This is a genomic window from Micromonospora sp. NPDC049497 (assembly GCF_044465805.1).
In the GTDB taxonomy this organism is placed as follows: domain Bacteria; phylum Actinomycetota; class Actinomycetes; order Mycobacteriales; family Micromonosporaceae; genus Micromonospora.
This window is the reverse complement of sequence record NZ_JBITMC010000021.1, coordinates 71,576-93,660: the sequence shown is the minus strand read 5'-3', so window position 1 is coordinate 93,660 and position 22,085 is coordinate 71,576. Positions and strand designations below refer to the sequence as shown.

Genomic DNA, 22,085 nt, shown 5'->3' with positions numbered 1-22,085 from the left:
ACCCGCTGCCTCAAGCGCTACATCGCCCGACAGCTCTACCGCACCATCACCACCCACCACCGAACCCCTTGACAACCCCCACTCACAGATCGCCGCATGGGTCGGGGGGGTCGGGTGGGGTGGGGTGGGTGGGGTGGGGGGTGCTCGCCGGATCGGCGGAATGACCGTAACCTTCGCCGAGTGACTCACGGCACGCCCGAGGCGGACGATCCAGCGGTGACCGAGGGGCCGTCAGCGGGCACCGGGGAGGACAGGGCGGAGCCGGCCCCGGAGGCGCCACCGTCCACCGTCCGGTTGGCTTCCGAGGCCGCGTCGGCTTCCGAGCCGGCGCCAGTTCACGAGTCCGCCGCAACCCCGGAGCCACCCGCGATCCCGGACTCCCCCGCAACTCCCGAGCCCGCCGCAACCCCGGAGTCCGCCGCAACCCCTGAGCCCGCCGCGACCTCCGAGCTCCCGTCGCTCCCCGGACCCGCGCCTGTTCCGGTGGCGCCCACATCGGGGCCGTCGACGGGCGACGTGGACCAGGAGGCGGCCACCATCCTCATGGCGAGGGTCGGGTCGGACGCGCGGCCGGTACCCGAGGCGCAGGAGGCGCCGACGGCGCTCATGCCCAGAGTGGATCGGGACCCGGGTGACGCGCCGACCGTGCTCGTCCCCCGGGTTCCCGACGGCAGGCCGGACGCGGTGGTCGTACCGCCGGGGTCTTCGGAGCGTGCGCCACGACGGCGGTGGGCTCTGTGGACGGCGCTCGCGGCGGCCGTGGTGCTGCTGGCCTGCGGGGTGCCGGCGGCGCTGCTGGTCGGCGCGGTGCGCGACGCCGGAGCGGAGGCGCCCGGGGGGCCCTCGTCGGCGCCGGCGGACGACCCCGCGACCGCCGCCGCCCGGGCGCTCGGCGAGCGCATGGCCGCGCAGCTCGACCGGCAGTCGACCGCCCTGCTGCGCGGCGACCGCGCGGGCTGGCTCGCGGTGGCCGAGCCGGTCGCGCACGCCGACCTGCGGCGGCGTTTCGCCGCGCTACGGGCCCTGCGGGTGGCCGGCTGGGAGGCCCGACCGAACGGCCTGCCCACCCCGGTCGCCGGCCGGCCCGGCGAGTGGCGGCTGCTGGTCGAGTTCCGGTACTGCTTCGTGGTGCCGGACTGCCGGACCAGTCCCGTGCTGACCGCCACCCGCTGGCGCGACGGGCCGCAGCCCCGGCTGACGGCGGTGGAGCCGTCCGGGTCCGCGGAGACCGGCACCCGACCGTGGGAGATCAGTGACCTGGTGGTCGCCGTCGGGCCGCGCACCGTCGTGGCCGCCACCCCGGCGCAGCGGAAGAAGCTGCCCACCCTGCTCGCGCAGGCCGAGGCGGCGGCGCGTACGGCGGACACCTGGGCGGTCGGCGGGCGCGTCCCCGACCGGTACCGGATCTTCTACGCCGGGCGGGACGAGTGGCGACGCTGGTACGGCGGCGACCGTCCGGAGTGGACCGGTGGGTACGCGGTCACGGTCGGCGGCGGCCACCACGAGGTGGTGCTCAACGCCGACGGGCTCGCCACCAGCGGCCTGGACGACCTGCTCCGCCACGAGCTGACCCACGCGGCGTCCCTGCCCGAGCGCGGCTACCCGGGTGAGTCGACGTGGTGGCTGGTGGAGGGACTGGCCGAGTACGCGGGCGCCGACGGCCGTCCGGTCGGTCGCTACGAGGGGCTGACCGACGTGCGGCGGCTGCTCGCCGAGGGTTGGAACGGTCGGCTGGACTCGCTGACCCCCGCCGACGACGCCCCGGCGAACCGGGTGGGCGGCAGCTACGGCATCTCCTACCTCGCCGTGCGGCACCTCGTCGATCGGTACGGCCCGGAGCGCCTGCTCGCCTTCTTCGCCGACGTCGTGCACGAGCGCCGGACCCTGGACGAGGCCGCCGAGGCGACGTTCGGCGAGCCGTGGTCACGCCTGCACGACGACTGCGTCGCGTACGCCCGGTCCGTGGCCGCCTGACCGTCACGCCGGCGCATCGTCGCTCGTCGACCCGGGTCGTAGCATGGGGCGCGTGCCCCGCACCGACCCGCCGCGGCTGGGCGCAGCCCCGCGGCCCCGTCTGCTCACCGCCCTGATCGCCGTCGCCGTCCTGACCGCCACCACCGCCGCCTCCTGCGGAGACGACGAGTCGCCGGTGGCCCTCGCCGCCGCCACCCGAGCCGCGGTCGCCGAGGTGATCGACGCCCCCGCCACCGTCGTCGCCCGCTCCGCCGCCACCCTCACCGCCCCGACCGACGGCACGTTGGTCAGCCTCCGGGTCCAACCCGGCCAGCGGGTGAAGCGGGGACAGGTGCTGGCCGTGCTCGACTCCCCGTCCGCGAGGGACCGGCTCCGGCAGGCGAAGGAGGCGCTCGACGCCGCCGAGCGGGCCGGTCGTGGCGGTGGCGGGGGAGACCTGCGTGGTGGTCTGCGCGGCACCGACCGGGCCGCCGACGAGACGTACCGGGCCGCCCGCGCCGCGGCCGGCAAGATCAGTGACCCGCAGCTCCGCGACGCCCTGCTGCTCCAGGTCCGCACGGCCCAGGAGCGGTACGACGCCGCCGCCCGCGCCGCCGACCAGGCGCTGCGGGCGGTGCAACGCGGCGTGCGCAACCTGAACTCCGCGGTCAGCGCGCTTTCCGCGGCGCAGCGGCTCCAGGCCCGGCAGGCGTACGACCTGGCGAAGGCGACCGTGGACGCGCTGACCCTGCGCGCACCCATCGCCGGCATCGTGCAGCCCGGCGGGACGGCCACCGGCGGTGCCTCCGCCGACGCGCTGGCCGGCCTGCTGAACGGCGGCGCGGCGACCGGGATCGACCCGTCCGCGTTCGGCGCGGCGCCGGCCGCTCCGCCGCCGGGCGTGGACGTCGCAGTGCCGGTGGGTGGTCGGGTGACCGCCGGAACCCCGGTCCTGACCATCGTGGACACCAGTCAACTGGGGCTGCTCGCCGAGGTCGACGAGACCGACGTGCTGCTGGTGCGGGCCGGCCTGACGGCCACGGTCGAGCTGGACGCGGTGACCGGTGCCACCTACGACGCCACCGTCCGGTCGGTGGACGTGCTGCCGGTCAGCTCCGCGCGGGGTGGGGTCAGCTACCGGGTGCGGCTGGCGCTCGGCCCGGGCCGTCTCGGCGAGGCGGAGCCGGCACCGGCTCCCCGACCGGGGATGAACGCCGTGGTGCGGATGCGGGTCCGGGAGGCCGCCGACGCGATCACCGTGCCGGCCTCGGCGATCTTCTCGGCCGACGGGCGGGACACGGTCTGGGTGGTCCGGGACGGGCGGGTCGACCGGGCGCCGGTCGTCGTCGGCGTGCAGGGACAGGACCTGGTGCAGATCACCAGCGGCGTGCAGGCCGGCGACCGGATCGTGGTGCGCGGCACCGACCAGGTCCGCGACGGCCAGGAGATCGGATGACCGTACCGGCCGCGATCGAGGCGGTCGACGTGTCCCGGACGTACCAGCTCGACGGGGTCTCGGTCCCCGCCCTGCGGGGAGTGACGCTGACCGTGGCCCCCGGTGACTACGTGGCGCTGGTCGGTCCCTCCGGGTCCGGCAAGTCCACCCTCATGCACCTGCTCGGCGGGCTGGACCGGCCGACCGGCGGCCGGCTGGTGATCGGCGGCCGGGAGGTGGCGAGGCTGTCCGCGCCGGAGCTGGCGGCCCTGCGCAACGAGACCATCGGCTTCGTGTTCCAGGCGTTCCACCTGCTGCCGCGTACGTCCGCCGTGGACAACGTCGCGCTACCGCTGGTCTACCGGGGTGTGTCGGCCCGGCAGCGGCGGGAGCGGGCGGCGGCGATGCTCGGCCGGGTCGGCCTGGGACACCGGCTGGACCACCGGCCCAACCAGCTCTCCGGCGGCGAGCAGCAGCGGGTGGCGATCGCCCGCGCGCTGGTCACCGACCCGACGGTGCTGCTCGCCGACGAGCCGACCGGCAACCTGGACAGTGTGACCGGCGCGGCCGTCCTGGAACTCCTGGAGCAGCTGAACGTGGAGTCCGGGGTGGCGCTGGTGATGGTCACCCACGACCAGGAGGTGGCGGCGCGGGCCCGCCGGCGGATCGCGATGCGCGACGGCGTGGTGGTCGCCGACAGCGCGTCCGGCCAGGTCGGCGCGGTTCATGATCGACCGGCCTCCGGCCCCGCCGCCGGACCTGACACACTGGTGTCCGCTCCCAGCGCGGAGCCCCGGTCCGCTTCCGGAAGCGGACCGGGGCACCCGCCCGGTGGCTCCGGCGGCGCCGCCGGAGCCGCCGGGCGCCTTCCGCAGCCGGGTACGCGGGACGGGGCCGGCTCGTGAGGGTGGCCGAGGCCTGGCGGGTGGCGCTCGACGCGCTGCGCGCGAACCGGCTGCGCAGCGCGCTCACCATGCTCGGCGTGATCATCGGGGTGGCCTCGGTGGTCATCCTGGTGGCCATCGGCACCGGCACCAAGCAGAAGGTGGAGCAGCAGGTCGAGGGGTTGGGCTCGAACCTGCTGCTGGTGGTGCCCGGCCGGCTCGACGTGGGCGCCGCGCCGGCGGTCTCCCCGCTGACCCTGGACGACGTGGACGCCGTGTCGCGGGTGGTGGGTGATCCGGACCGGGTGGCGGTCACGGTCGCCTCCGGCGCCACCGTACGGGCCGGCAACCGGTCCGACTTCAGCACCCTGCAGGGTGTCCTGGAGACGACCCCCACCGTCTTCACGCGCGACCTGGCCCGGGGGCGCTACCTCACCCGCTCCGACGTGGACACCAGCCGCCGGGTGGCGGTGCTCGGCGCGTCGGTGGCCCGCGTCCTCTTCCCGGACCGGGACCCGGTCGGCCAGCAGATCACCGTCTCCGGGGTGCGCTTCCGGGTGATCGGGGTGTTCGCCCCGCTCGGCCAGAGCCTCGGCGTGGACCGCGACGACGAGGTGCACGTGCCGGTCACCGCGGCCCAACGCCTCTACGGCACCCAGCGCGTCGACGGGATCGCGGTCAAGGCGCCGGACCGGGAGCGGATCGACGAGCTGGGCGAGCGGATCGTCGCCGAGTTGACCCGGCGGCACCCGGGCACCGAGTTCAGCGCGGTCACGCAGGAGCAGATCCTCGGCGTCCTCGGCGACATCCTCGGCGTCCTGACCGGTGTGCTCGCCGCGATCGCCGGCATCTCGCTGCTGGTCGGGGGCGTCGGAGTCTCCAACATCATGCTGGTCTCGGTCCGCGAACGGACCCGGGAGATCGGTCTGCGCAAGGCGGTCGGCGCCCGGCCCCGGGACATCGGCGTGCAGTTCCTGCTGGAGGCGGTGCTGCTCACCTCGATCGGTGGGCTCACCGGGATGGCCCTGGGTGTCGGCACGGCCCTGCTGGTCGACGCGTTCTCACCGATCCCGGCGGCGATCACCTGGTGGTCGTTGGCGCTCGCGTTCGGCGTCTCGGCGGCGGTCGGCATCGTCTTCGGCGTGGTCCCGGCGCAGCGGGCCGGACGGCTGGACCCGGTGGTGGCCCTGCGCGCCGAGTGAACCACCGGTCGGACACATCCACCCGCCGACCGGCGGGCAGGGGGCCGTCCGGCGCGGCCGGTCGAAAAGACCCCGGGGAACTCGAAAGCCCTGGCGGGAGGCAGTGCGGGCAGGGCCGATTTCGGGGGTAGTTGCGCCGAAGGGATCGCGCCGGTCACAGCCGCCCCGCTACGGTACTGGTAACACGCGCGTCGCCGGCCCGGGTGGGGAGCAGCCCGTCGGGATGGCACGCGCCGGGCATGGGATGGGTCGGTGAGCCATGGCCGGGTCGCAGTCCGACGGTCGGCTGTCGGATGTCAAGTTCCTCACCGTCGCCGAGGTGGCGACGGTGATGCGGGTGTCGAAGATGACGGTCTACCGCCTGGTGCACAGCGGTGACCTGACCGCCGTGCGGGTGGGCCGGTCGTTCCGCGTCCCCGAGCACGCCGTGCACGAGTACCTGCGCGGCGCCTTCCAGGAGACCGCCTGAGCCACCCTCCGGCCGACCGCCGGAGGCCCCGTGACGGGCATCGAGGGGCCGCGTTGGTCCTGCTGACGCTCTCCGGCTACCCTGGACCCCGACCGTGACCGCAGGAGCGCCCCGCCGCTCGTCCCGCTGGTCCGGTCCGTTGTCCGCATGCGGTCGCCGACGCCATTCGTGGCGTTCTCCGGTCCGCCCCGCACGTTGCATCGAAAGGCTGTCGTATGGGCTCGGTGGTCAAGAAGCGCCGCAAGCGCATGGCTAAGAAGAAGCACCGCAAGCTGCTGCGCAAGACCCGCGTCCAGCGTCGCCGTCTCGGCAAGTGATCGGGGCCGGGCTCTGGCCCGGCACCCCGTCTTCACTTGCCAACTGTCGACCCCCGGAGGCTCAGGTGATCAGGCCGTGGACGTCCCGGCTCGGTCTCGCCTGCCAGGGTAGGTGCACGACATGACCCCCGGTGGCACCCCAGGTGCTCCGGGGGTCGTCGTCGTGACCGGGGTCAGCCGCTACCTCGGCGCGCACGTCGCCGCCCGGCTCGCCGCCGATCCCCGCATCGAGCGGGTCATCGGCGTCGACCCACCGGAGCCCGGCGCCGAGTTCACCGACCTGCTCGACCGCGTCGAGCGGATCCGGGTGGACGCCGGCTCGATCGGCGGTCTCCTCGCCGACCTGGACGTCGACGCGGTGGTGCACCTCGCCCTGGTCAGCGCTCCCGACCCGCAGCACGGCGGGCGGTCGGGGATGAAGGACCAGAACGTCATCGGCACCATGCAACTCCTCGCCGCCTGTCAGCGGGCGCCCCGGCTGCGCAAGCTGGTCGTCCGCTCGTCGACGGCCGCGTACGGGGCCTCCTTCCGGGACCCGGCCGTCTTCACCGAGGACACCGAGCCACGCGAGGTGCCGCGCGGCGGTTTCGGCCGCGACATCCTGGACATCGAGGGGTACGTGCGAGGTTTCCGCCGCCGTCGCCCCGACACGACGGTCACCGTGCTGCGTTTCGCGCCGTTCATCGGCTCGACCGCCGACACCACGCTGACCCGCTACTTCTCCCAGCCGGTGGTGCCCACCGTCTTCGGCCGCGACCCGAGGTTGCAGTTCCTGCACTTCGACGACGCGCTGGAGGTGCTGCACCGCTCGATCGTCGAGGACCACCCCGGCACCTACAACGTCGCCGGCCCCGGTGTGCTGGCACTGTCCCAGGCCATCCGGCGGGCCGGGCGGGTCGCCCTGCCGGTTCTCGAACCGGGCCTCTCCGGTGCCGCCGCGCTGGCCCGCAGCCTCGGCTTCGGGCGGGTCGGCCTGGACCAGGTCGACCTCTTCGTGCACGGCCGGGTGGTGGACACCGGCCGGCTGGAACGGGAGTTCGGCTTCACGCCCCGCTCGACGGCGATCGCCTTCGAGGACTTCATCCGCGCCCACCACGGTGGTGCGGTGGTGACCCGTGACCAGTTGGCCGCCGCCGAGCGGCTGGTGCGGGAGAGCATCCGGCAGGTCCGCTCCGCAGTGGGGGAGCGGTCGTGACCGGTCCGCACCCACGCGACGGCGCCCAGGGCGACGGTCGGTACGACGTACCGCTGACGGTGCCGGAGTCGGGGGCGCAGCCGGCGCGGTCCAACGGACACCGGCCGACCGCGACGGCCGCGCAGCCGGGCCCGGCGACGGTCCGACCCGGCGCCGACGAGATCGACACCGCCGCGACCGACGAGCCCGCCGTCACCGACGAGACCGCCGCGACCGACGAGCCCGCCCGCACCGACGAGCCGAGCGTGGTCGACGCCCCGGCCGCGACCGACCCGCCGCGTCCGGCGGTGGCCGGGTCGGCGGTGGCCGACCGGCCCGGCGACCACTGGGACCGCACCGTCGCGAACGGCCTGGCGTTCCTGCGCCGGCGGCTCTCCGGCGACTACGAGGTCGACGAGTTCGGGTTCGACCCGCAGATCACCGAGACGGTCTTCCACCCGTTGCTGCGGCTGCTCTACCGCGACTGGTTCCGCACCGAGGTCTTCGGCCTGGAGCACGTGCCGACGGACGGGGCCGGGCTGGTCGTCGGCAACCACTCCGGCACCGTGGCACTGGACGCGTTGATCCTCTCGGCCGTCCTGCACGACCGGCACCCGGCGCGCCGCTTCCTGCGGCTGCTCGGCGCCGACCTGGTCTTCCGGATGCCGGTGGTCTCCGAGATCGCCCGGAAGACCGGCGGCACGGTCGCCTGCAACCCGGACGCGGAGCGGCTGATGTCCGGTGGTGAACTGGTCGGTGTGTTCCCCGAGGGCTTCAAGGGCATCGGCAAGCTCTACTCGGAGCGTTACAAGTTGCAGCGTTTCGGCCGGGGCGGGTTCGTGTCGGCGGCGTTGCGCACCGGTACGCCGATCGTGCCGGTGGCGATCGTCGGCGGCGAGGAGACGTACCCGATGCTCGCCGACGTCAAGCCGCTGGCCCGGCTGCTGAAGCTGCCCTACTTCCCGGTGACGCCGACCTTCCCGTGGCTGGGCCCGCTGGGGATGGTGCCGCTGCCGAGCAAGTGGCTGATCGAGTTCGGCCCGCCGATCCCCACCGCGCACCTGACCGACTCCGCCGACGATCCGCTGGTGGTGTTCAACCTCGCCGACCAGGTGCGGGAGACCATCCAGCAGACCCTGCACAAGCTGCTGGAACGCCGTCCGGACCCGTTCGGGCCGTAGGCGGCCCAGCCCGACCGGGCGGGGACCTCAGTCGGCGCGGCGGCGCCGCTGCAGCGCCAGGCCGGCGGTCACGGCACCGGCGACCAGGCCCGCCGCGGCCGTCGACGGTACGGCGATCTTCACCGCGCGCCGGCCGGTACGGAAGTCCCGGACCTCCCACCCGCGCTGCCGTGCCTCGCGCAGCAGGGTGCCGTCCGGGTTGACTGCGACGCCCCGGCCCACCGCGCTCAGCATCGGCAGGTCGTTGGCGGAGTCGCTGTAGGCGGCGCAGCGGGCCAGCTCCAGCCCTTCCACGGCGGCGAGCTGGAGGACCGCGTCCGCCTTGGCGGGGCCGTGCATCAGGTCGCCGACCAGCCGACCGGTGTAGGCGCCGTCGACGACCTCGGCGACGGTCCCGATCGCGCCGGTCAGGCCGAGTCGGGCGGCGATCACCCGGCCGATCTCCACGGGGGCGGCGCTGACCAGCCACACCCGCTCGCCGGCATCGAGGTGCCGCTGGGCCAGACGGCGGGTGCCGCCCCAGATGCGGGGTGCCATCAGCTCGTCGAAGATCTCCTCGGCGAGGCGCTCCACGTCGTCCACCCGCCAGCCCTCGACGAAGGCGAGGGCGGCCTCCTTGGCCTGCGACATGTCGCCCGGGTGCTCGGTGGCGAGCAGCCGGAACCGCAGCTGCTGCCAGGCGAAGCGGGCCAGGTCCGAGGTGGTGAAGTAGTTGCGCGCCGCGAGGCCACGGGCGAACCAGTAGATCGAGGCGCCCTGCATCATCGTGTTGTCCACGTCGAAGAAGGCCGCCGCGGCCGGGTCGGGTCGCACGGGAGTCGACGGCTCGGCCTCCGCCCAACCGGTGGTGTGGCCGTGGATGTCGGTGCTGACCGTCACCTTGCGGGTGCGGGCCACCCGACCTCCCTCCACTCGACCGGCGCGGCGTACGCCACTGAGCGAGGGTAGCCGGCCCGGGAACTGCCGGACCGGCTACTCACGTTACGTGTGACGCGGACGGCTCGTCCGGTGGTGCCCCGGTCAGTCGCCGGGGCAGCGGGCCGGTGTCGGACCGAGGGAGTCGCTGACCGCCGGCACCGGCAGGTCGCAGGCGATGGCGGCGCGCAGCGCGTCGGACCGTTTCCGGATCGCGTCCAGCAGGGCCAGTGACCGCCGCGTACGGTCCTGCTCCGCGCGGGTGGCGTCGTCGAGCAGGCCGCTCACCGCCCGCCGCTGACCGGTGACGAAGGTGTTGACCGTGTCCAGCGCCGCCGGATCGGAGCGCTGCGCCGAGGCGGTGGTCAGCAGTCGTACGCCCTGCCGGGTGTCGGCGTCCATGTCGTCGAGTACGCCGCTGAAGCCGGTCCGGTCGCCCCGCAGCGTCGCCGCCTCGTCGAGGCGGGTGCGGGCGAAGTCGAGGAAGAGCTGACCGCGGCTCACGTCGGAGCCGGTGAGGGCGAGCTGCGCCCGTTCCGTCGAGCGCTTCATCCCGTACAGCGCGTCACCCGGGACCGCGTTCTCGCTCGCCGCGGAGATCCCGGAGACGGCGACGGCGCCGGCCGCGATACCGACGAGGATCGCGCCCCGGGCGCGGGCCCGCCGACCGGTGACCGCCGGCAGCAGCCGGCTCCCGCTGAGGGCGCCGGCGAGGCGTCGCGCCGCCGGCTCGGGCGTGGCCGCCGGAGCGCCGATGCCCTCGCGTTCGGCGGTGGCGACCAGCATCGCCCGCAGGCTGGTGCGGAAGTCGGGCTCGACCTCGACGGTCGGCACCGCCGCGCCGAGTCGCCGTCCGACCGCGACGAGCGCGGTCAGCTGGTCGTCGGCCCGGGAACGGGCGTGGTGCCGTCGGCCACCGTTGGCCTCGTCGAGAAGTTGCGCGAAGCGCTCGGCGCGCCGGCGGGAGAAGAGGTCGCTGTCCACCGCAGGCACCTCCTCTCGCTGGTCGCGGCCGGCCGGCCGCTGTCGTCGCCGACGACCGGTGACGGCGGCACACCACGGACGGAGGTCGTGGCCGGCCACGCTGCCGGACCTGGGGCCCGGGGGGACGCCGGGGCTGCCAACGGTCGCACCCGGAGAAACGCTCCGCGCATGCCATGGGTTACGGGGCAGGCGGGGGCGAACTCACGCAAAGTGATCGACGTCACCTGCGGATACGGCCATGACCTGCGGAGACTCCGCAGGTCATGGCCGGCCACCACAGGAAGAGGACTACGGTTGGAAACCGTCGGGCAGCAGTCGGGCCAGTGCCCGCACCGCCCGGTACTGGAGAGCCTTGATCGCGCCCTCGTTCTTGCCCATCGCGCGGGCGGTCTCGGCCACCGAGAAGCCCTGCAGGAAGCGGAGCACGATGCACTCCTGCTGCTCCGGGTTGAGCTGCTTCACCGCGCTGAGCAGGGCGACGTTGGTGATGTGCTCCACCACGGCCGCCTCCGGGCTGCCCTCCGGCCCCCGGTCCTCCCGGTCGGCGTCGAGCACGTCGCCGGTGGTGACCTCCAGCCGGTAGCGGCCGGACTTGAAGTGGTCGGCCACCAGGTTGCGGGCGATCGTCACCAGCCAGGCGCCGAGGTCCCGGCCCTGCCAGGTGAAGCTGCCGATCCGCTTCAACGCCCGCAGGAAGGTGTCGGAGGTCAGGTCCTCGGCGAGCTGGCGGTTACCGACCCGGAAGTAGACGAAGCGGAAGACGGTGTCCACGTACCGGTCGTAGATCAGGCCGAACGCCTCGGCCTCACCGGCCTGGGCGCGCTCGACCAGGCTCCACACCTCGGTGGCCGGGTCGGACGGGTCGGGTCGGCTGGGGTATCCGGTGGAGGTGACGGTCGGCGCGGGCGTCGAGGTCACCGCCGGCAGCACCGCCGTCTCGGTCATCGACTCCTCGACCGCCGTGGGCGGGTCCACGGATCGCCGCCCCTGGACCGGCATCGTCGGTCGGGCCGGGGACGCGACCCGGCCGCCGATCGGCTTGGCGTTGCCGCCCGGTGTGGCTGGTCGTGGCGGTGGCTCGTTGTGGTGCGGCGGCCGGTTCCGGATGCGGCTCGGCCCCTCACCCCGGACGACGAGGTTGGCGGTGTCCTCCAGGGAACTCCGGGCGGCGGCGCGTTCGTTGACCGTGGCGCGGATCGCCGGGCCGGTCAGGCCGGACGGGCGTTCGGCGTATCCGAAGGTGGTCATCGGACCGCCTCCGTCCCACCGACGACGGCGCACGCCGTTCGGCGTGTCGCCGCCGGGTCCCGGCCGGGTATGGCGTGGCCGGACAGGACGGGTCGGGGGTGTGCCGACGGGCGGCAGATCCCCCTGAGGTGCTGGTCCAATGCGCTCACGGGCACGGGGGCCTCCTCGGGCTGAGGGGTGTCGACTCACGGCAAATGGGGTGACCCGACCCGAGTGATGATAGGGCCAACGTCACCCGCGCGTGGCAAGTCCGTTACACAGGGCCGAAGTATTTCCCCGCGCGTCGCACCGATGGCGGACCGGTTGTCCGTCGTGTGCGATTGACTTTGCCGCGGCTCGCTGGTCGCGAGTGGATTTCCAGGTCAGTGGCGAGGTCGGTGTCGTCGCGGGCCGGGTCGGCCGACTCGTCGCCGGTGTGTCGGCGGCCCCTCGGTCCGTCGTGGGTGGACGTGCGCTCCGTAGCCGCCCGCGTCGCCCAGCGGTCCCGTCGCCGGGACTCTCCCGTGTGGTGTCGGCGATGTCGGCGACTGTCGGCGCGGGGTTCGCTGTGCCAGACTCAGCCACCGTGCAGGACGCAACCGCAAGCGGCGGGTCGACACTGGCCGACCGGCTCCGTCGGGTGGCCGCCGCCCACCCCGACCACCCCGCGCTGCACTGGCGCGAGCAGACCCTGACGTGGTCCGAGCTGGACGCCGCGGTGAGTGCCACCGCCCGGGCCCTCGCCGTCGCCGTACCGGCGCCGGCGGCCGACGCGGGCGAACCGGACCGGCATCCGCCCCGGGTGGCGATCGCGCTGGGCAACACCCCGGACTTCGTCGTCAGCTACCTCGGCGTGCTGCGCGCCGGACTGGTCGCCGTCCCGGTGAACCCCGGCTTCACCGCGCCGGAGCTCCGGCACGTACTCGCCGACTCGGGCGCCACCGTGCTGATCTGCGCGCAGCCGGTCCGGGACCGGATCGCCACGGTCACCGAAGAACTGCCCGCGCTCCGCGCGGTCCACACGGCGCCGCCGACCGCCGGCGGCACCGACGCCTTCCCGGCCCGGGGTGGCGAGGACCTGGCCGTACTGCTCTACACGTCGGGCACCGAGGGCCGGCCGAAGGGCGCGATGCTGTCGCACCGGGCGCTGGCCGCCAACCACGACCAGGTCGACGCCATCGACCCGCCGGTGGTCGGCCCCGACGACACCCTGCTGCTGGCGCTGCCGCTCTTCCACGCGTACGGGCTCAACTCGGGGCTCGGCGCGGTGGTCCACCACGGCGCGACCGGGGTGCTCGTCGACGACCTGGGCGACGACGCCGGGCTCGCCGAGATCGCGCGGCACCGGGTCACCGTGCTGGTCGGCGTACCGTCGATGGTCGCGGCGTGGTCCGGCGCGGACGCCGACACGGTCGCCGCGGCGCTGGCGTCGGTCCGTGTGGTGGTCTGCGGCGCGGCGCCGCTGGAGCCGGCCGTCGCGGCGCGCTTCACCGAGGTCACCGGACGGTCGGTGCACGTCGGGTACGGCCTGACCGAGACCGCGCCGGTGCTCACCTCCACCCTGGTCGGCGGCGAGCCGACGGCCGGCTCGATCGGCCGGCCGCTGCCCGGCGTCGAGCTGCGCCTGGTCGGGCCGGACGGCACGGACGTGTGGCCGGACGGCGGGACCGCGCCGGACGACGACCCGGACGGTCCGGACCTGTCCGACACGGCGCTCGGCGCTGACCCCGGCGAGATCGTCGTGCGCGGGGCGAACCTTTTCTCCGGTTACTGGCCCGACGGGCGGGGCGGCCCCGACGCCGACGGCTGGTGGGCGACCGGCGACGTCGCGTACGCCGACGACGGCGGCGACCTCTTCCTGGTCGACCGGATCGGCGAGCTGATCCTGGTCAACGGCTTCAACGTGTACCCGCACGAGGTCGAGTTGGTGCTCTCCGCGCACCCGGGCGTGGCCGAGTCGGCGGTACTGGGTGTGCCGCACCCCCGGACCGGAGAGACTGTCCGGGCGTACGTGGTGCCGGCGCCGGGGCGGCCGGTCACCGGTGCGGACCTGCTCGCCCACTGCACCCGGAACCTGGCCCGGTTCAAGTGCCCGACCGCCGTCGAGTTCGTCGACGAGTTGCCGCACTCGGCGATCGGCAAGGTACGCAAGACCCTGCTCCGGCCGGAGTCGTCGTGAGGCGGCACCGTCCGCGGTGCCGCCCCGACGCGGCACCGGCCACCCGACCGCCGGCCCCGGCCGACGCCCGCACCACGGAGGACACCGATGCGTGAGCCCCGCATCACCCTGATCACCCGGCCCGGCTGCCACCTCTGCGAGGACGCGAAGGCTGCCCTCGACCGGGTGGTCGCGGTCACCGGGGACCGCTGGATCGAAAAGGACGTCACCGACGACATCGAGCTGGAGCGGGAGTACGGCGAGCGGCTGCCGGTGGTCCTGCTCGACGGCAAGGAGCACGGCTACTGGCGGGTGGAGGAGGAGCGCCTGCTGAAGGACCTGACCACCCCGCAGCTCTGAGGGGTACGGTCGCGGGTCGCGGGGGCGTTTCCGGCCGGGCCGCCTTCGGTAGGGTGCGGCGATGGACGCTGCACGACCCCACCTGGTCTGGGACTGGAACGGCACGCTGCTCAACGACCTCGACCTCGTCGTCGCCTCGACCAACACCGTCTTCGCCACCGTCGGCGGTCCCACCGTCACCGCCGACGAGCACCGGGTGCGGTTCCGCCGCCCGATCGCCGACTACTACGCCGAGGTGCTCGGTCAGGCGGTTGACGACGAGGAGTTCGGTCGGCTGGACACGATCTTCCACAACGCGTACCGGGAGGGCCTGACCACCTGCCGACTCGCCCACGACGCGCAGGTGGCGATGGCCTCCTGGCCGGGCAGCCAGTCCCTGCTGTCCATGTGGTTCCACTCCGAGCTGGTCCCGACCGTGCACACGTACGGCCTGACCGGCCACTTCGTCCGGGTGGACGGGCTGCGGGCCACGGTCGGCGGTGACCGCAAGGCCGAGTCGCTGCGGCGGCACCTGGCCGAGCTGGACGTGGACGGTCGGGACGTGGTGCTGATCGGCGACTCCCTCGACGACGCCGACGCGGCGCTGGAGGTCGGCGGACGCGCCGTGCTGTACACCGGCGGCTTCACCGACCCGACCCGCCTCCGCGCCTCCGGCCACCCGGTCGCCGACACCCTGACCGAGGCGGTCACCCTGGCCCGCACCCTGCCCTGACCGTGGGTCAGTTGCGCAGGTAGGTCAGGACGGCCCGCACCCGCCGGTGCTGCTCGGTGTCCGGCGGGAGGTCCAGCTTGGTGAAGATGTTGCGTACGTGCTTCTCGACCGCGCCGTCGCTCACCACCAGGGTGCGGGCGATGGCCGTGTTCGAGTGGCCCTCGGCCATCAGGGCGAGCACCTCGCGCTCGCGCGGGGTCAGGTGGCGCAGCGGGTCGTCGCGGCGGCGGCGGGCGAAGAGCTGCCCCACCACCTCCGGGTCGAGCACGGTGCCGCCACCGGCCACCCGGGTCAGCGCGTCGAGGAACTCGTCGATCGCGGCCACCCGGTCCTTCAGCAGGTAGCCGATCCCGCCCCCGCCACCCCCGGTCGTGTCGAGGAGGTCGTCGGCGTACGACACCTCCACGTACTGCGACAGCACCAGGATCGGCGTCCGGGGCACCAGCCGCCGAGCCTCCACGGCCGCCCGCAGCCCCTCGTCGGTGTGCGACGGCGGCATCCGCACGTCCACGATCGACACGTCCGGCCGGTGCGTCACCACCGCCTCCACCAGCGCGTCGCCGTCCCCCACGGCGGCCACCACCCGATGCCCCTGCTCGGAGAGCAGCCGGACCAGCCCCTCCCGCAGGAGCACGGCGTCGTCCGCGATCACGATGCGCATGCCGCTGTCTACCATGCCGGCCCGGCCCCGGTCCGGTGCGGAGCGGCCTCGTCCGAGGCGGTGCTCCCGCTCACAACGGCAGGTCGGCGCGGATCTCGGTGGGGCCGCCGGCCGGGCTCACCACCGTGAGCCGGCCCCCGACCGCTCGGACGCGGTCGGCGATGCCGGCGAGGCCGTGCCCCTTGGCGACGTTCGCACCGCCCTGGCCGTCGTCGTCCACGACCACCCGCAGCCGTCGTCCCTCCCGGGACACGCTGACCTGGCACGTGGTGGCCCGGCTGTGCTTGGCGACGTTGGTGAGCGCCTCGGCGACGACGAAGTAGGCGGTGTTCTCCGTCATCGGGTCGAGCCGCCCCGCGGGGTCGCCGAGGTCCGCGTCGACCCGCAGCTCGATCGGGATGAGGCCCCGTCCGGCGAGTGCCGCGAGAGCACTGGGCAGGCCCCGGTCCACCAGGATCGGCGGTGCGATGCCCCGGGAGAGGGCGCGCAGCTCGGCGAGGGCCTCCCGGGTCTGACCGACGGCCTCGTCGAGGGTCCGACCGGCCGCCTCCGGGTCGGTGGCCAGTTGCTGCCGGGCCCGGCTCAGGTCCATCGCGAGCCGGACCAGGCGCTGCTGCGGGCCGTCGTGGATGTCCCGTTCCAGGCGGCGCAGCGCGGTCGCCTCCGCCGACACGGCGGCCCGCTTCTGCTCCTCCAGCACCGTGATCCGGTTGCGCATCTCCGCCACCCCGGTCAGCAGCGCCCGGCCGAGGGAGGCCTCCAGCAGGGCGCACGCGCGCACCACGTTCGGCAGGGTGAGCAGGAAGAACAGCCCGATGGCGGTGTTCAGCACGATCCGGGCCGCCGGCGAGTCACCGAGGCCGAGGAGGTCGTTGAGGCCGACGTCCTCCGGTCCGTAGGGGATCGCCCAGTCGTAGGTGACGTAGAGGACACCGGCGAGCGCGACCGCCCACCACGTGAGCGTCACCACGAAGGTGACCACGGCCACCACCAGCCGGAAGATGCCGTGGGCCAGATCCAGCCAGGACTGGGCGTCGCGCATCGGCAGGAAGATCCGTCGCCAGCCCCCGGCGCCGGCCTCGGGGACCAGGTACTGCGGGCGGATCCGGGGCCGGCGGAGGACCGCCGGCAGACGCAGGCGTTCGATGTCGGCGAGCCCGCGGGCGGCGTACAGGGTGCCGGTGAGGATCGGCAGGCCCACCACGGTCACCAGCAGCCCGAGACCGAGTGCGACCCCGGTCACCAGGAGCACGAACGACACGATCGCCAGGGGGAGGCTGAGCACGACGTACCCGGTGTCGACGACGAGCTGGCCGACGACGCCGGGCCACCGGGCCGGCTCGGGCCGGGGCTCGGCGGCGGAAACTGCGGTCATGTCCACGAGGCTAGGCAGCGCCGGTCGCCGTACCCATCCCGTCGGCCCGCCTCTCCGTCGTAGGGCTGGCCCTACCCCGTCGGCGAGCCGCGTCGCGCGATTGGTCAGAGAAGTCTTAATTGAGCAATAATTACCGAGCGGCGCCACCCGAGGTGTCCGATCGATCTTGCGGAATGGAGGCCTGGTGGAGCCGCGTCGCGGGCCAGCAAGATCGCGATTTGTGCACGTCTTCACAAGCGCCTACTCTGTAGTTCCGACGCGCCCTGCTAGCACAGCCGGCAATCTCGGTCGCCAGCGGGAGTCCCGAAGCGGCCGACCAGCGGAGTTGGCCGAGGATCGCACCGCACGGAGTCTCATGAGTCAGCACCGTCACCCAGGCGCGCCCGGCCGCGCCGGTGCCGTACCGGCGCTCCCGGACCTGCCCGAGGCGACCGTCGCGCGTCTTCCCGAATACCTCCGTGCCCTGCACAACCTGGCCGAGAGCGGCCACGAGACGGTGTCCAGCGAGGGCCTGGCCGGTGCCGCCGGGGTGAACTCCGCCAAGCTCCGCAAGGACCTCTCCCACCTCGGGTCGTACGGCACCCGGGGCGTCGGGTACGACCTGGCGCTGCTGATCGAGCAGATCGAGTACGTGCTCGGGCTCACCCAGCGCCGGGCGGTCGCCCTGGTCGGAGTGGGTAATCTCGGTCACGCCCTGGCCGGCTACGACGGGTTCGCCAGCCGCGGCTTCCGCATCGCGGCGCTCCTCGACGCCGACCCCGACCGGGTCGGCGAGGAGATCAACGGTCTGGTCGTCCAGCACATCGACGAGCTGCCCCGGATCGCCGGCGAGGAGGCCCTCGCCATCGGCGTGATCGCCACCCCCGCCGCCGCCGCGCAGGCCGTCGCCGACCAGCTCGTCGCCGTCGGTGTGACGAGCATCCTGAACTTCGCGCCCTGCGTACTCTCGGTTCCGGAGGGGGTCGACGTGCGCAAGGTCGATCTCGCCATCGAGCTGCAGATCCTGTCCTTCCACGAGCACCGCAAGGCGTCTCTGACCGCGCTCCCCGCCACCGGCGGGTCCGCCCTCACCGCCCTGCCGGGCGGTCTCGCGGTCACCGACACGCAGGAGGCGATCGGCACGTGAAACTGCTCGTCGTCGGCGCGTCCTACCGCACGGCTCCGGTCGCCACGCTGGAGCAGCTCGCGGTCGCACCCGCCGACCTCACCCGCATGCTGGACCGCCTGGTCGCGCAGCCCTACGTGACCGAGGCGGTGCTGGTCTCCACCTGCAACCGGGTGGAGGTCTACGCCGCCGTGTCCGGTTTCCACGGCGGGCTGGGCGACATCTGCGCGGTCCTGGCCGAGCAGGCCGGCTGCCAGCCGGCGGCGCTGGCCAACAACCTGTACGTGCACTTCGACGCCGCCGCCGTCGACCACGTCTTCCGGGTCGCCGCCGGACTGGACTCGATGGTCGTCGGCGAGGCGCAGATCCTCGGCCAGCTGCGTGACGCGTACCACTGGGCTACCGGCGCGGACACCGCCGGCCGCCTCCTGCACGAGCTGATGCAGCAGGCGCTGCGGGTCGGTAAGCGGGCGCACGCCGAGACCGGCATCGACCGGGCCGGCCAGAGCGTGGTCACCGCCGCGCTCGACCTGGCCGCGGAGCTGCTCGACGGCGACCTGGCCGGCCGTCCGGCCCTCGTGGTCGGTGCGGGCGCGATGGGGTCGCTGGGCGTGGCGACACTGTCCCGGCTGGGCGCCGGCCCCCTCACCGTGACCAACCGGGGCGCCGACCGGGCGGTCCGGCTCGCCGAGTCGTACGGAGCCGCCGCCGCGCCGATCGCGGAGCTGACCTCAGCCCTTTCCACCGTGGACATCGTCGTGGCGGCCACCGCCGCCACGGAGGCGGTCCTCACCCGGGACGTCGTCGGCCGGGCGCTCGCCGACCGGGACCCGGAGCGGGGCCCGCTGGTCCTGCTCGACCTGGCCGTGCCGCGTGACGTGGAGCCCGGCGTCGCCGACCTGCCCGGGGTCGAGGTGATCGACATCGACCGGATGGCCACGCTGGTCGCCGACGGTCCGGCCGCCGCCGACGCCGCCGCCGTGGAGCGGATCGTGGTCGGCGAGGTCGACGGTTTCCTCACCTGGCTGCGCGGCGCCGACGTCGCCCCGACCGTGGCCGCGCTGCGCGGCCGGGCCGACGACGTGGTGACCGCCGAGCTGCGCCGGCTGGCCCAGCGCCGTCCGGACCTCAGCGACGACCAGCGCGCCGAGGTGGCCCGGACGGTGCACCGCGTGGTCCAGCGGCTGCTGCACCAGCCCACCGTGCGGGTCCGCCAGCTCGCGGCCGAGCCCGGCGGCGACCAGTACGCGGCCCTGCTGCGCGAGCTGTTCGACCTCCAGGTGCCGCAGACCTCCCCGGTCGACACGGTCCCCGACATCGTCGACACCGCCGACGTCCCCCGTTTCGGAGACGCCGACAGCGACGTCCCGCCGTTCGGCGGCACCGTCGCCGACTTCCCGCCCACCGGAGGTGAGCGATGAGCACCCCCCTGCGTCTCGGTACCCGGGGCAGCAAGCTCGCGATGGCCCAGTCCGGCCAGATCGCCGACGCGCTGACCGCCGCCACCGGCCGCGCCGTCGAACTGGTGGAGGTGGTGACCGCCGGTGACCGCTCGTCCGCGCCGGTGCACCGGCTCGGCGTCGGCGTGTTCGTCTCCGCGCTGCGGGACGCGCTTGTCGCCAACACGATCGATTTCGCGGTGCACTCCTACAAGGACCTGCCCACCGCGGCGGCCCCCGGCCTGCACATCGCGGCCGTACCGCCCCGGCAGGACCCGCGGGACGCCCTGATCGCCACGGACGGTCGTACGCTCGCCGAGCTGCCGTCCGGCGCGCGGATCGGCACCGGCGCGCTGCGCCGCATCGCCCAGCTGCACGCGCTCGGGCTGCAACTGGAGGTCACCCCCATCCGGGGCAACGTCGACACCCGGCTCGCGCGGGTGCTCGGCCCGGACGCCGACCTGGACGCCGTGGTCCTGGCTCGGGCCGGGCTGGCCCGGTTGGGCCGCACCGACGTGATCACCGAGACGCTCGACCCGATGCTGATGCTGCCCGCGCCCGCCCAGGGCGCGCTGGCGGTGGAGTGCCGGATCGACGACCCGGACCTGGTCGAGCTGCTCACCGTGCTCGACCACGCACCGTCCCGCGCCGCGGTCACCGCGGAACGGGCGCTGCTGGCCACCCTGGAGGCCGGATGCTCCGCTCCGGTCGCCGCCTACGCCGAACTCGCCGAGGGTGAGACCGGCGATGAGATCTACCTGCGCGGTGCGGTGATCAGCCCGGACGGTTCGCGAGACCTCCGGCTGTCCCACACCGGTACGCCCGCCGACGCGGCGGAGATCGGCAAGGCACTCGCCGCCGAACTCCTCGACCTCGGCGCCGACTCGATCCTCGGCCAGGAAGGACACACCGGCCCGGGGACCCAGCAATTTGGGAGCACAGAATGACCCGCACCCGTAAGCCCGTAGGCCGCATCGCGTTCGTCGGGGCCGGTCCCGGCGACCCGGGCCTGCTGACCCGCCGGGCGCACGACGCCCTCGTCGACGCCGACCAGGTCGTGTACGACCGGGGAGTCCCCGAGTCGCTGCTCGACGCGGTCCGTGCGCAGGCGAAGGAAGACGCGCAGTTCACCCCGGCGGAGGGCGCTCCGGGTGACGTGGCGAAGGTGCTGATCTCGGCGGCCCGCTCCGGGCTGAACGCGGTGCACCTGGTCGCCGGTGACCCCTTCGGTCACGACTCGGTGGTCAAGGAGGTGCAGGCGGTGGCCCGTACCGCCGCGCACTTCGAGGTGGTACCCGGTGTCGGGCAGGCCGAGGGCGTGGCCACGTACGCGGGTGTGCCGCTGCCGGGCGTACGGACCGCGGCGGACGTCGAGGACGTCAACACCCTGGACTTCGAGGCGCTGGCGGCGGCCGTCGGCCGGGGCTCGCTGGCTCTGGCGGTGGACGCCGGTGACCTCGCCGCGATCCGGGACGGCCTGCTGGCCGCCGGGGTGGACGGCACGACCGGCGTCGGGGTGACCGGCGACGGCACCGGCGAGACGCAGTACACGACCACGTCGACCGTGGACTCCTTCGTCGCGGCGGCCCTCGGCTTCACCGGCCGGGTCGTGCTCACCCTCGGTGAGGGCGTCGGCCAGCGGGACAAGCTGAGCTGGTGGGAGAACCGCCCGCTGTACGGCTGGAAGGTGCTGGTGCCCCGCACCAAGGAGCAGGCCGGTGCGATGAGCGCGCGGCTGCGCGCGTACGGGGCCATCCCGTGCGAGGTGCCGACCATCGCGGTCGAGCCGCCGCGTACGCCGGCCCAGATGGAGCGGGCGGTCAAGGGCCTGGTCGACGGCCGGTACGCCTGGGTGATCTTCACCTCGGTGAACGCGGTCCGGGCGGTCTGGGAGAAGTTCGCCGAGCACGGCCTGGACGCCCGCCACTTCGGCGGCGTCAAGATCGCCTGCATCGGTGAGGCGACCGCCGACGCGGTCCGCGCCTTCGGCATCCAGCCGGAGCTGGTCCCCGCTGGTGAGCAGTCCTCCGAGGGCCTGCTGGCCGAGTTCTCGCCGCACGACGAGATCCTCGACCCGGTGGGCCGGGTGCTGCTGCCCCGCGCCGACATCGCCACCGAGACGCTCGCCGCCGGGCTCACCGAGCGTGGCTGGGAGGTCGACGACGTGACCGCGTACCGGACCGTCCGGGCCGCCCCGCCGCCCGCCGAGATCCGGGACGCGATCAAGTCCGGCGGTTTCGACGCGGTGCTCTTCACCTCGTCCTCGACCGTGCGGAACCTGGTCGGCATCGCCGGGAAGCCGCACGCGCGTACCGTTGTTGCGGTTATCGGGCCCAAGACGGCGGAGACCGCGACGGAGTTCGGCCTGCGGGTTGACGTCCAGCCGCCGCACGCCTCGGTCCCCGATCTGGTGGAGGCGCTCGCCGCCTACGCCGTCGAGCTGCGCGAGAAGCTCGCCGCCATGCCGGCGAAGCAGCGGCGTGGTTCGAAGGTGCAGGGGCCGACCGCCCTGAGGTTCCGGTAGTCGTAGCAGG

Annotated in this window: 20 protein-coding genes; 15 read left to right on the top strand and 5 right to left on the bottom strand. The window is 74.2% G+C overall.

What is annotated here, in order from left to right; genetic code table 11:
- Window positions 1–483 precede the first annotated feature (483 nt).
- From ACIBR0_RS24515 to ACIBR0_RS24480, 8 genes are all read left to right on the top strand, one after another.
- Window positions 484–1,974 (top strand): hypothetical protein, encoded by a 1,491-nt coding sequence (locus tag ACIBR0_RS24515; protein ID WP_396719387.1) that lies wholly within the window; start codon window positions 484–486, stop codon window positions 1,972–1,974.
- Between the two features lie 43 nt (window positions 1,975–2,017).
- Window positions 2,018–3,409 (top strand): efflux RND transporter periplasmic adaptor subunit, encoded by a 1,392-nt coding sequence (locus ACIBR0_RS24510; RefSeq protein WP_396719385.1) that lies wholly within the window; start codon window positions 2,018–2,020, stop codon window positions 3,407–3,409.
- Complete coding sequence (locus tag ACIBR0_RS24505) at window positions 3,406–4,293, top strand: ABC transporter ATP-binding protein (RefSeq protein WP_396719383.1); 888 nt, start codon at window positions 3,406–3,408, stop codon at window positions 4,291–4,293. The genes ACIBR0_RS24510 and ACIBR0_RS24505 overlap by 4 nt, the downstream gene beginning before the upstream one ends.
- Window positions 4,290–5,474, top strand: coding sequence for an ABC transporter permease (locus tag ACIBR0_RS24500; protein WP_396719381.1), 1,185 nt, complete (start codon window positions 4,290–4,292; stop codon window positions 5,472–5,474). Before ACIBR0_RS24505 ends, ACIBR0_RS24500 begins: the two co-directional genes overlap by 4 nt.
- A 259-nt stretch (window positions 5,475–5,733) precedes the next feature.
- Window positions 5,734–5,943, top strand: coding sequence for a helix-turn-helix domain-containing protein (locus ACIBR0_RS24495; RefSeq protein ID WP_396719379.1), 210 nt, complete (start codon window positions 5,734–5,736; stop codon window positions 5,941–5,943).
- Between the two features lie 215 nt (window positions 5,944–6,158).
- On the top strand, window positions 6,159–6,260 hold the full coding sequence (locus ACIBR0_RS24490) for a 30S ribosomal protein bS22 (protein ID WP_007465623.1): 102 nt from the start codon (window positions 6,159–6,161) through the stop codon (window positions 6,258–6,260).
- A gap of 121 nt (window positions 6,261–6,381) precedes the next feature.
- Window positions 6,382–7,455, top strand: a complete 1,074-nt coding sequence (locus ACIBR0_RS24485; RefSeq protein ID WP_396719378.1) for an NAD-dependent epimerase/dehydratase family protein — start codon at window positions 6,382–6,384, stop codon at window positions 7,453–7,455.
- Window positions 7,456–7,742: 287 nt separating this feature from the next.
- Complete coding sequence (locus ACIBR0_RS24480; RefSeq protein ID WP_396719401.1) at window positions 7,743–8,615, top strand: lysophospholipid acyltransferase family protein; 873 nt, start codon at window positions 7,743–7,745, stop codon at window positions 8,613–8,615.
- A gap of 27 nt (window positions 8,616–8,642) precedes the next feature.
- Here ACIBR0_RS24480 and ACIBR0_RS24475 read toward each other — a convergent pair whose 3' ends face one another.
- From ACIBR0_RS24475 to ACIBR0_RS24465, 3 genes are all read right to left on the bottom strand, one after another.
- Window positions 8,643–9,512 carry an HAD family hydrolase gene (locus ACIBR0_RS24475; protein WP_396719376.1) on the bottom strand — a complete coding sequence of 290 codons (870 nt, stop codon included), beginning with the start codon at window positions 9,510–9,512 and terminating at the stop codon, window positions 8,643–8,645.
- A 123-nt stretch (window positions 9,513–9,635) separates the two neighbouring features.
- The gene (locus ACIBR0_RS24470; protein ID WP_396719374.1) at window positions 9,636–10,514 is read right to left on the bottom strand and encodes a DUF5667 domain-containing protein; all 879 of its coding nucleotides are present in this window, start codon (window positions 10,512–10,514) and stop codon (window positions 9,636–9,638) included.
- Between the two features lie 288 nt (window positions 10,515–10,802).
- On the bottom strand, window positions 10,803–11,762 hold the full coding sequence (locus ACIBR0_RS24465; protein WP_396719372.1) for an ECF subfamily RNA polymerase sigma factor, BldN family: 960 nt from the start codon (window positions 11,760–11,762) through the stop codon (window positions 10,803–10,805).
- A gap of 517 nt (window positions 11,763–12,279) precedes the next feature.
- On the opposite strand from ACIBR0_RS24465, the gene ACIBR0_RS24460 reads away from it, so the two are divergent.
- The 3 genes from ACIBR0_RS24460 (at window position 12,280) to ACIBR0_RS24450 (ending at window position 14,971) form a co-directional block, all read left to right on the top strand.
- Window positions 12,280–13,920, top strand: coding sequence for an AMP-binding protein (locus tag ACIBR0_RS24460; protein ID WP_396719370.1), 1,641 nt, complete (start codon window positions 12,280–12,282; stop codon window positions 13,918–13,920).
- Between the two features lie 87 nt (window positions 13,921–14,007).
- Window positions 14,008–14,259: a glutaredoxin family protein gene (locus ACIBR0_RS24455; RefSeq protein WP_396719368.1), complete on the top strand. Its 252-nt coding sequence runs from the start codon at window positions 14,008–14,010 to the stop codon at window positions 14,257–14,259.
- A 61-nt stretch (window positions 14,260–14,320) separates the two neighbouring features.
- Window positions 14,321–14,971 carry an HAD family hydrolase gene (locus tag ACIBR0_RS24450; RefSeq protein WP_396719366.1) on the top strand — a complete coding sequence of 217 codons (651 nt, stop codon included), beginning with the start codon at window positions 14,321–14,323 and terminating at the stop codon, window positions 14,969–14,971.
- A gap of 7 nt (window positions 14,972–14,978) precedes the next feature.
- On the opposite strand, the gene ACIBR0_RS24445 is transcribed toward ACIBR0_RS24450, so the two are convergent.
- Both ACIBR0_RS24445 and ACIBR0_RS24440 read right to left on the bottom strand, forming a co-directional pair.
- Window positions 14,979–15,632 carry a response regulator transcription factor gene (locus ACIBR0_RS24445; protein ID WP_357035450.1) on the bottom strand — a complete coding sequence of 218 codons (654 nt, stop codon included), beginning with the start codon at window positions 15,630–15,632 and terminating at the stop codon, window positions 14,979–14,981.
- A gap of 70 nt (window positions 15,633–15,702) precedes the next feature.
- The gene (locus ACIBR0_RS24440; protein WP_396719364.1) at window positions 15,703–17,007 is read right to left on the bottom strand and encodes a sensor histidine kinase; all 1,305 of its coding nucleotides are present in this window, start codon (window positions 17,005–17,007) and stop codon (window positions 15,703–15,705) included.
- Window positions 17,008–17,362: 355 nt separating this feature from the next.
- On the opposite strand from ACIBR0_RS24440, the gene ACIBR0_RS24435 reads away from it, so the two are divergent.
- From ACIBR0_RS24435 to ACIBR0_RS24420, 4 genes are read left to right on the top strand one after another with little or no spacing between them, the layout of a single operon-like run.
- Window positions 17,363–18,133, top strand: coding sequence for a redox-sensing transcriptional repressor Rex (locus ACIBR0_RS24435; protein ID WP_396719362.1), 771 nt, complete (start codon window positions 17,363–17,365; stop codon window positions 18,131–18,133).
- Window positions 18,130–19,533, top strand: a complete 1,404-nt coding sequence (locus ACIBR0_RS24430) for a glutamyl-tRNA reductase (protein WP_396719360.1) — start codon at window positions 18,130–18,132, stop codon at window positions 19,531–19,533. Before ACIBR0_RS24435 ends, ACIBR0_RS24430 begins: the two co-directional genes overlap by 4 nt.
- Window positions 19,530–20,498, top strand: a complete 969-nt coding sequence (gene hemC, locus ACIBR0_RS24425; RefSeq protein ID WP_396719358.1) for a hydroxymethylbilane synthase — start codon at window positions 19,530–19,532, stop codon at window positions 20,496–20,498. Before ACIBR0_RS24430 ends, hemC begins: the two co-directional genes overlap by 4 nt.
- Window positions 20,495–22,075: a uroporphyrinogen-III synthase gene (locus ACIBR0_RS24420; protein WP_396719356.1), complete on the top strand. Its 1,581-nt coding sequence runs from the start codon at window positions 20,495–20,497 to the stop codon at window positions 22,073–22,075. The genes hemC and ACIBR0_RS24420 overlap by 4 nt, the downstream gene beginning before the upstream one ends.
- The last annotated feature ends 10 nt before the right edge of the window (window positions 22,076–22,085 follow it).

Coding starts and splice junctions, on each gene's coding strand:
- ACIBR0_RS24510 (WP_396719385.1), top strand. CDS start 2,018: ATGGGGCGCGTGCCCCGCACCGACCCGCCGCGGCTGGGCGCAGCCCCG.
- ACIBR0_RS24505 (WP_396719383.1), top strand. CDS start 3,406: ATGACCGTACCGGCCGCGATCGAGGCGGTCGACGTGTCCCGGACGTAC.
- ACIBR0_RS24495 (WP_396719379.1), top strand. CDS start 5,734: ATGGCCGGGTCGCAGTCCGACGGTCGGCTGTCGGATGTCAAGTTCCTC.
- ACIBR0_RS24490 (WP_007465623.1), top strand. CDS start 6,159: ATGGGCTCGGTGGTCAAGAAGCGCCGCAAGCGCATGGCTAAGAAGAAG.
- ACIBR0_RS24485 (WP_396719378.1), top strand. CDS start 6,382: ATGACCCCCGGTGGCACCCCAGGTGCTCCGGGGGTCGTCGTCGTGACC.
- ACIBR0_RS24465 (WP_396719372.1), bottom strand. CDS start 11,762: ATGACCACCTTCGGATACGCCGAACGCCCGTCCGGCCTGACCGGCCCG.
- ACIBR0_RS24460 (WP_396719370.1), top strand. CDS start 12,280: ATGTCGGCGACTGTCGGCGCGGGGTTCGCTGTGCCAGACTCAGCCACC.
- ACIBR0_RS24455 (WP_396719368.1), top strand. CDS start 14,008: ATGCGTGAGCCCCGCATCACCCTGATCACCCGGCCCGGCTGCCACCTC.
- ACIBR0_RS24450 (WP_396719366.1), top strand. CDS start 14,321: ATGGACGCTGCACGACCCCACCTGGTCTGGGACTGGAACGGCACGCTG.
- ACIBR0_RS24445 (WP_357035450.1), bottom strand. CDS start 15,632: ATGCGCATCGTGATCGCGGACGACGCCGTGCTCCTGCGGGAGGGGCTG.
- ACIBR0_RS24440 (WP_396719364.1), bottom strand. CDS start 17,007: ATGACCGCAGTTTCCGCCGCCGAGCCCCGGCCCGAGCCGGCCCGGTGG.
- ACIBR0_RS24435 (WP_396719362.1), top strand. CDS start 17,363: ATGAGTCAGCACCGTCACCCAGGCGCGCCCGGCCGCGCCGGTGCCGTA.
- hemC (WP_396719358.1), top strand. CDS start 19,530: ATGAGCACCCCCCTGCGTCTCGGTACCCGGGGCAGCAAGCTCGCGATG.
- ACIBR0_RS24420 (WP_396719356.1), top strand. CDS start 20,495: ATGACCCGCACCCGTAAGCCCGTAGGCCGCATCGCGTTCGTCGGGGCC.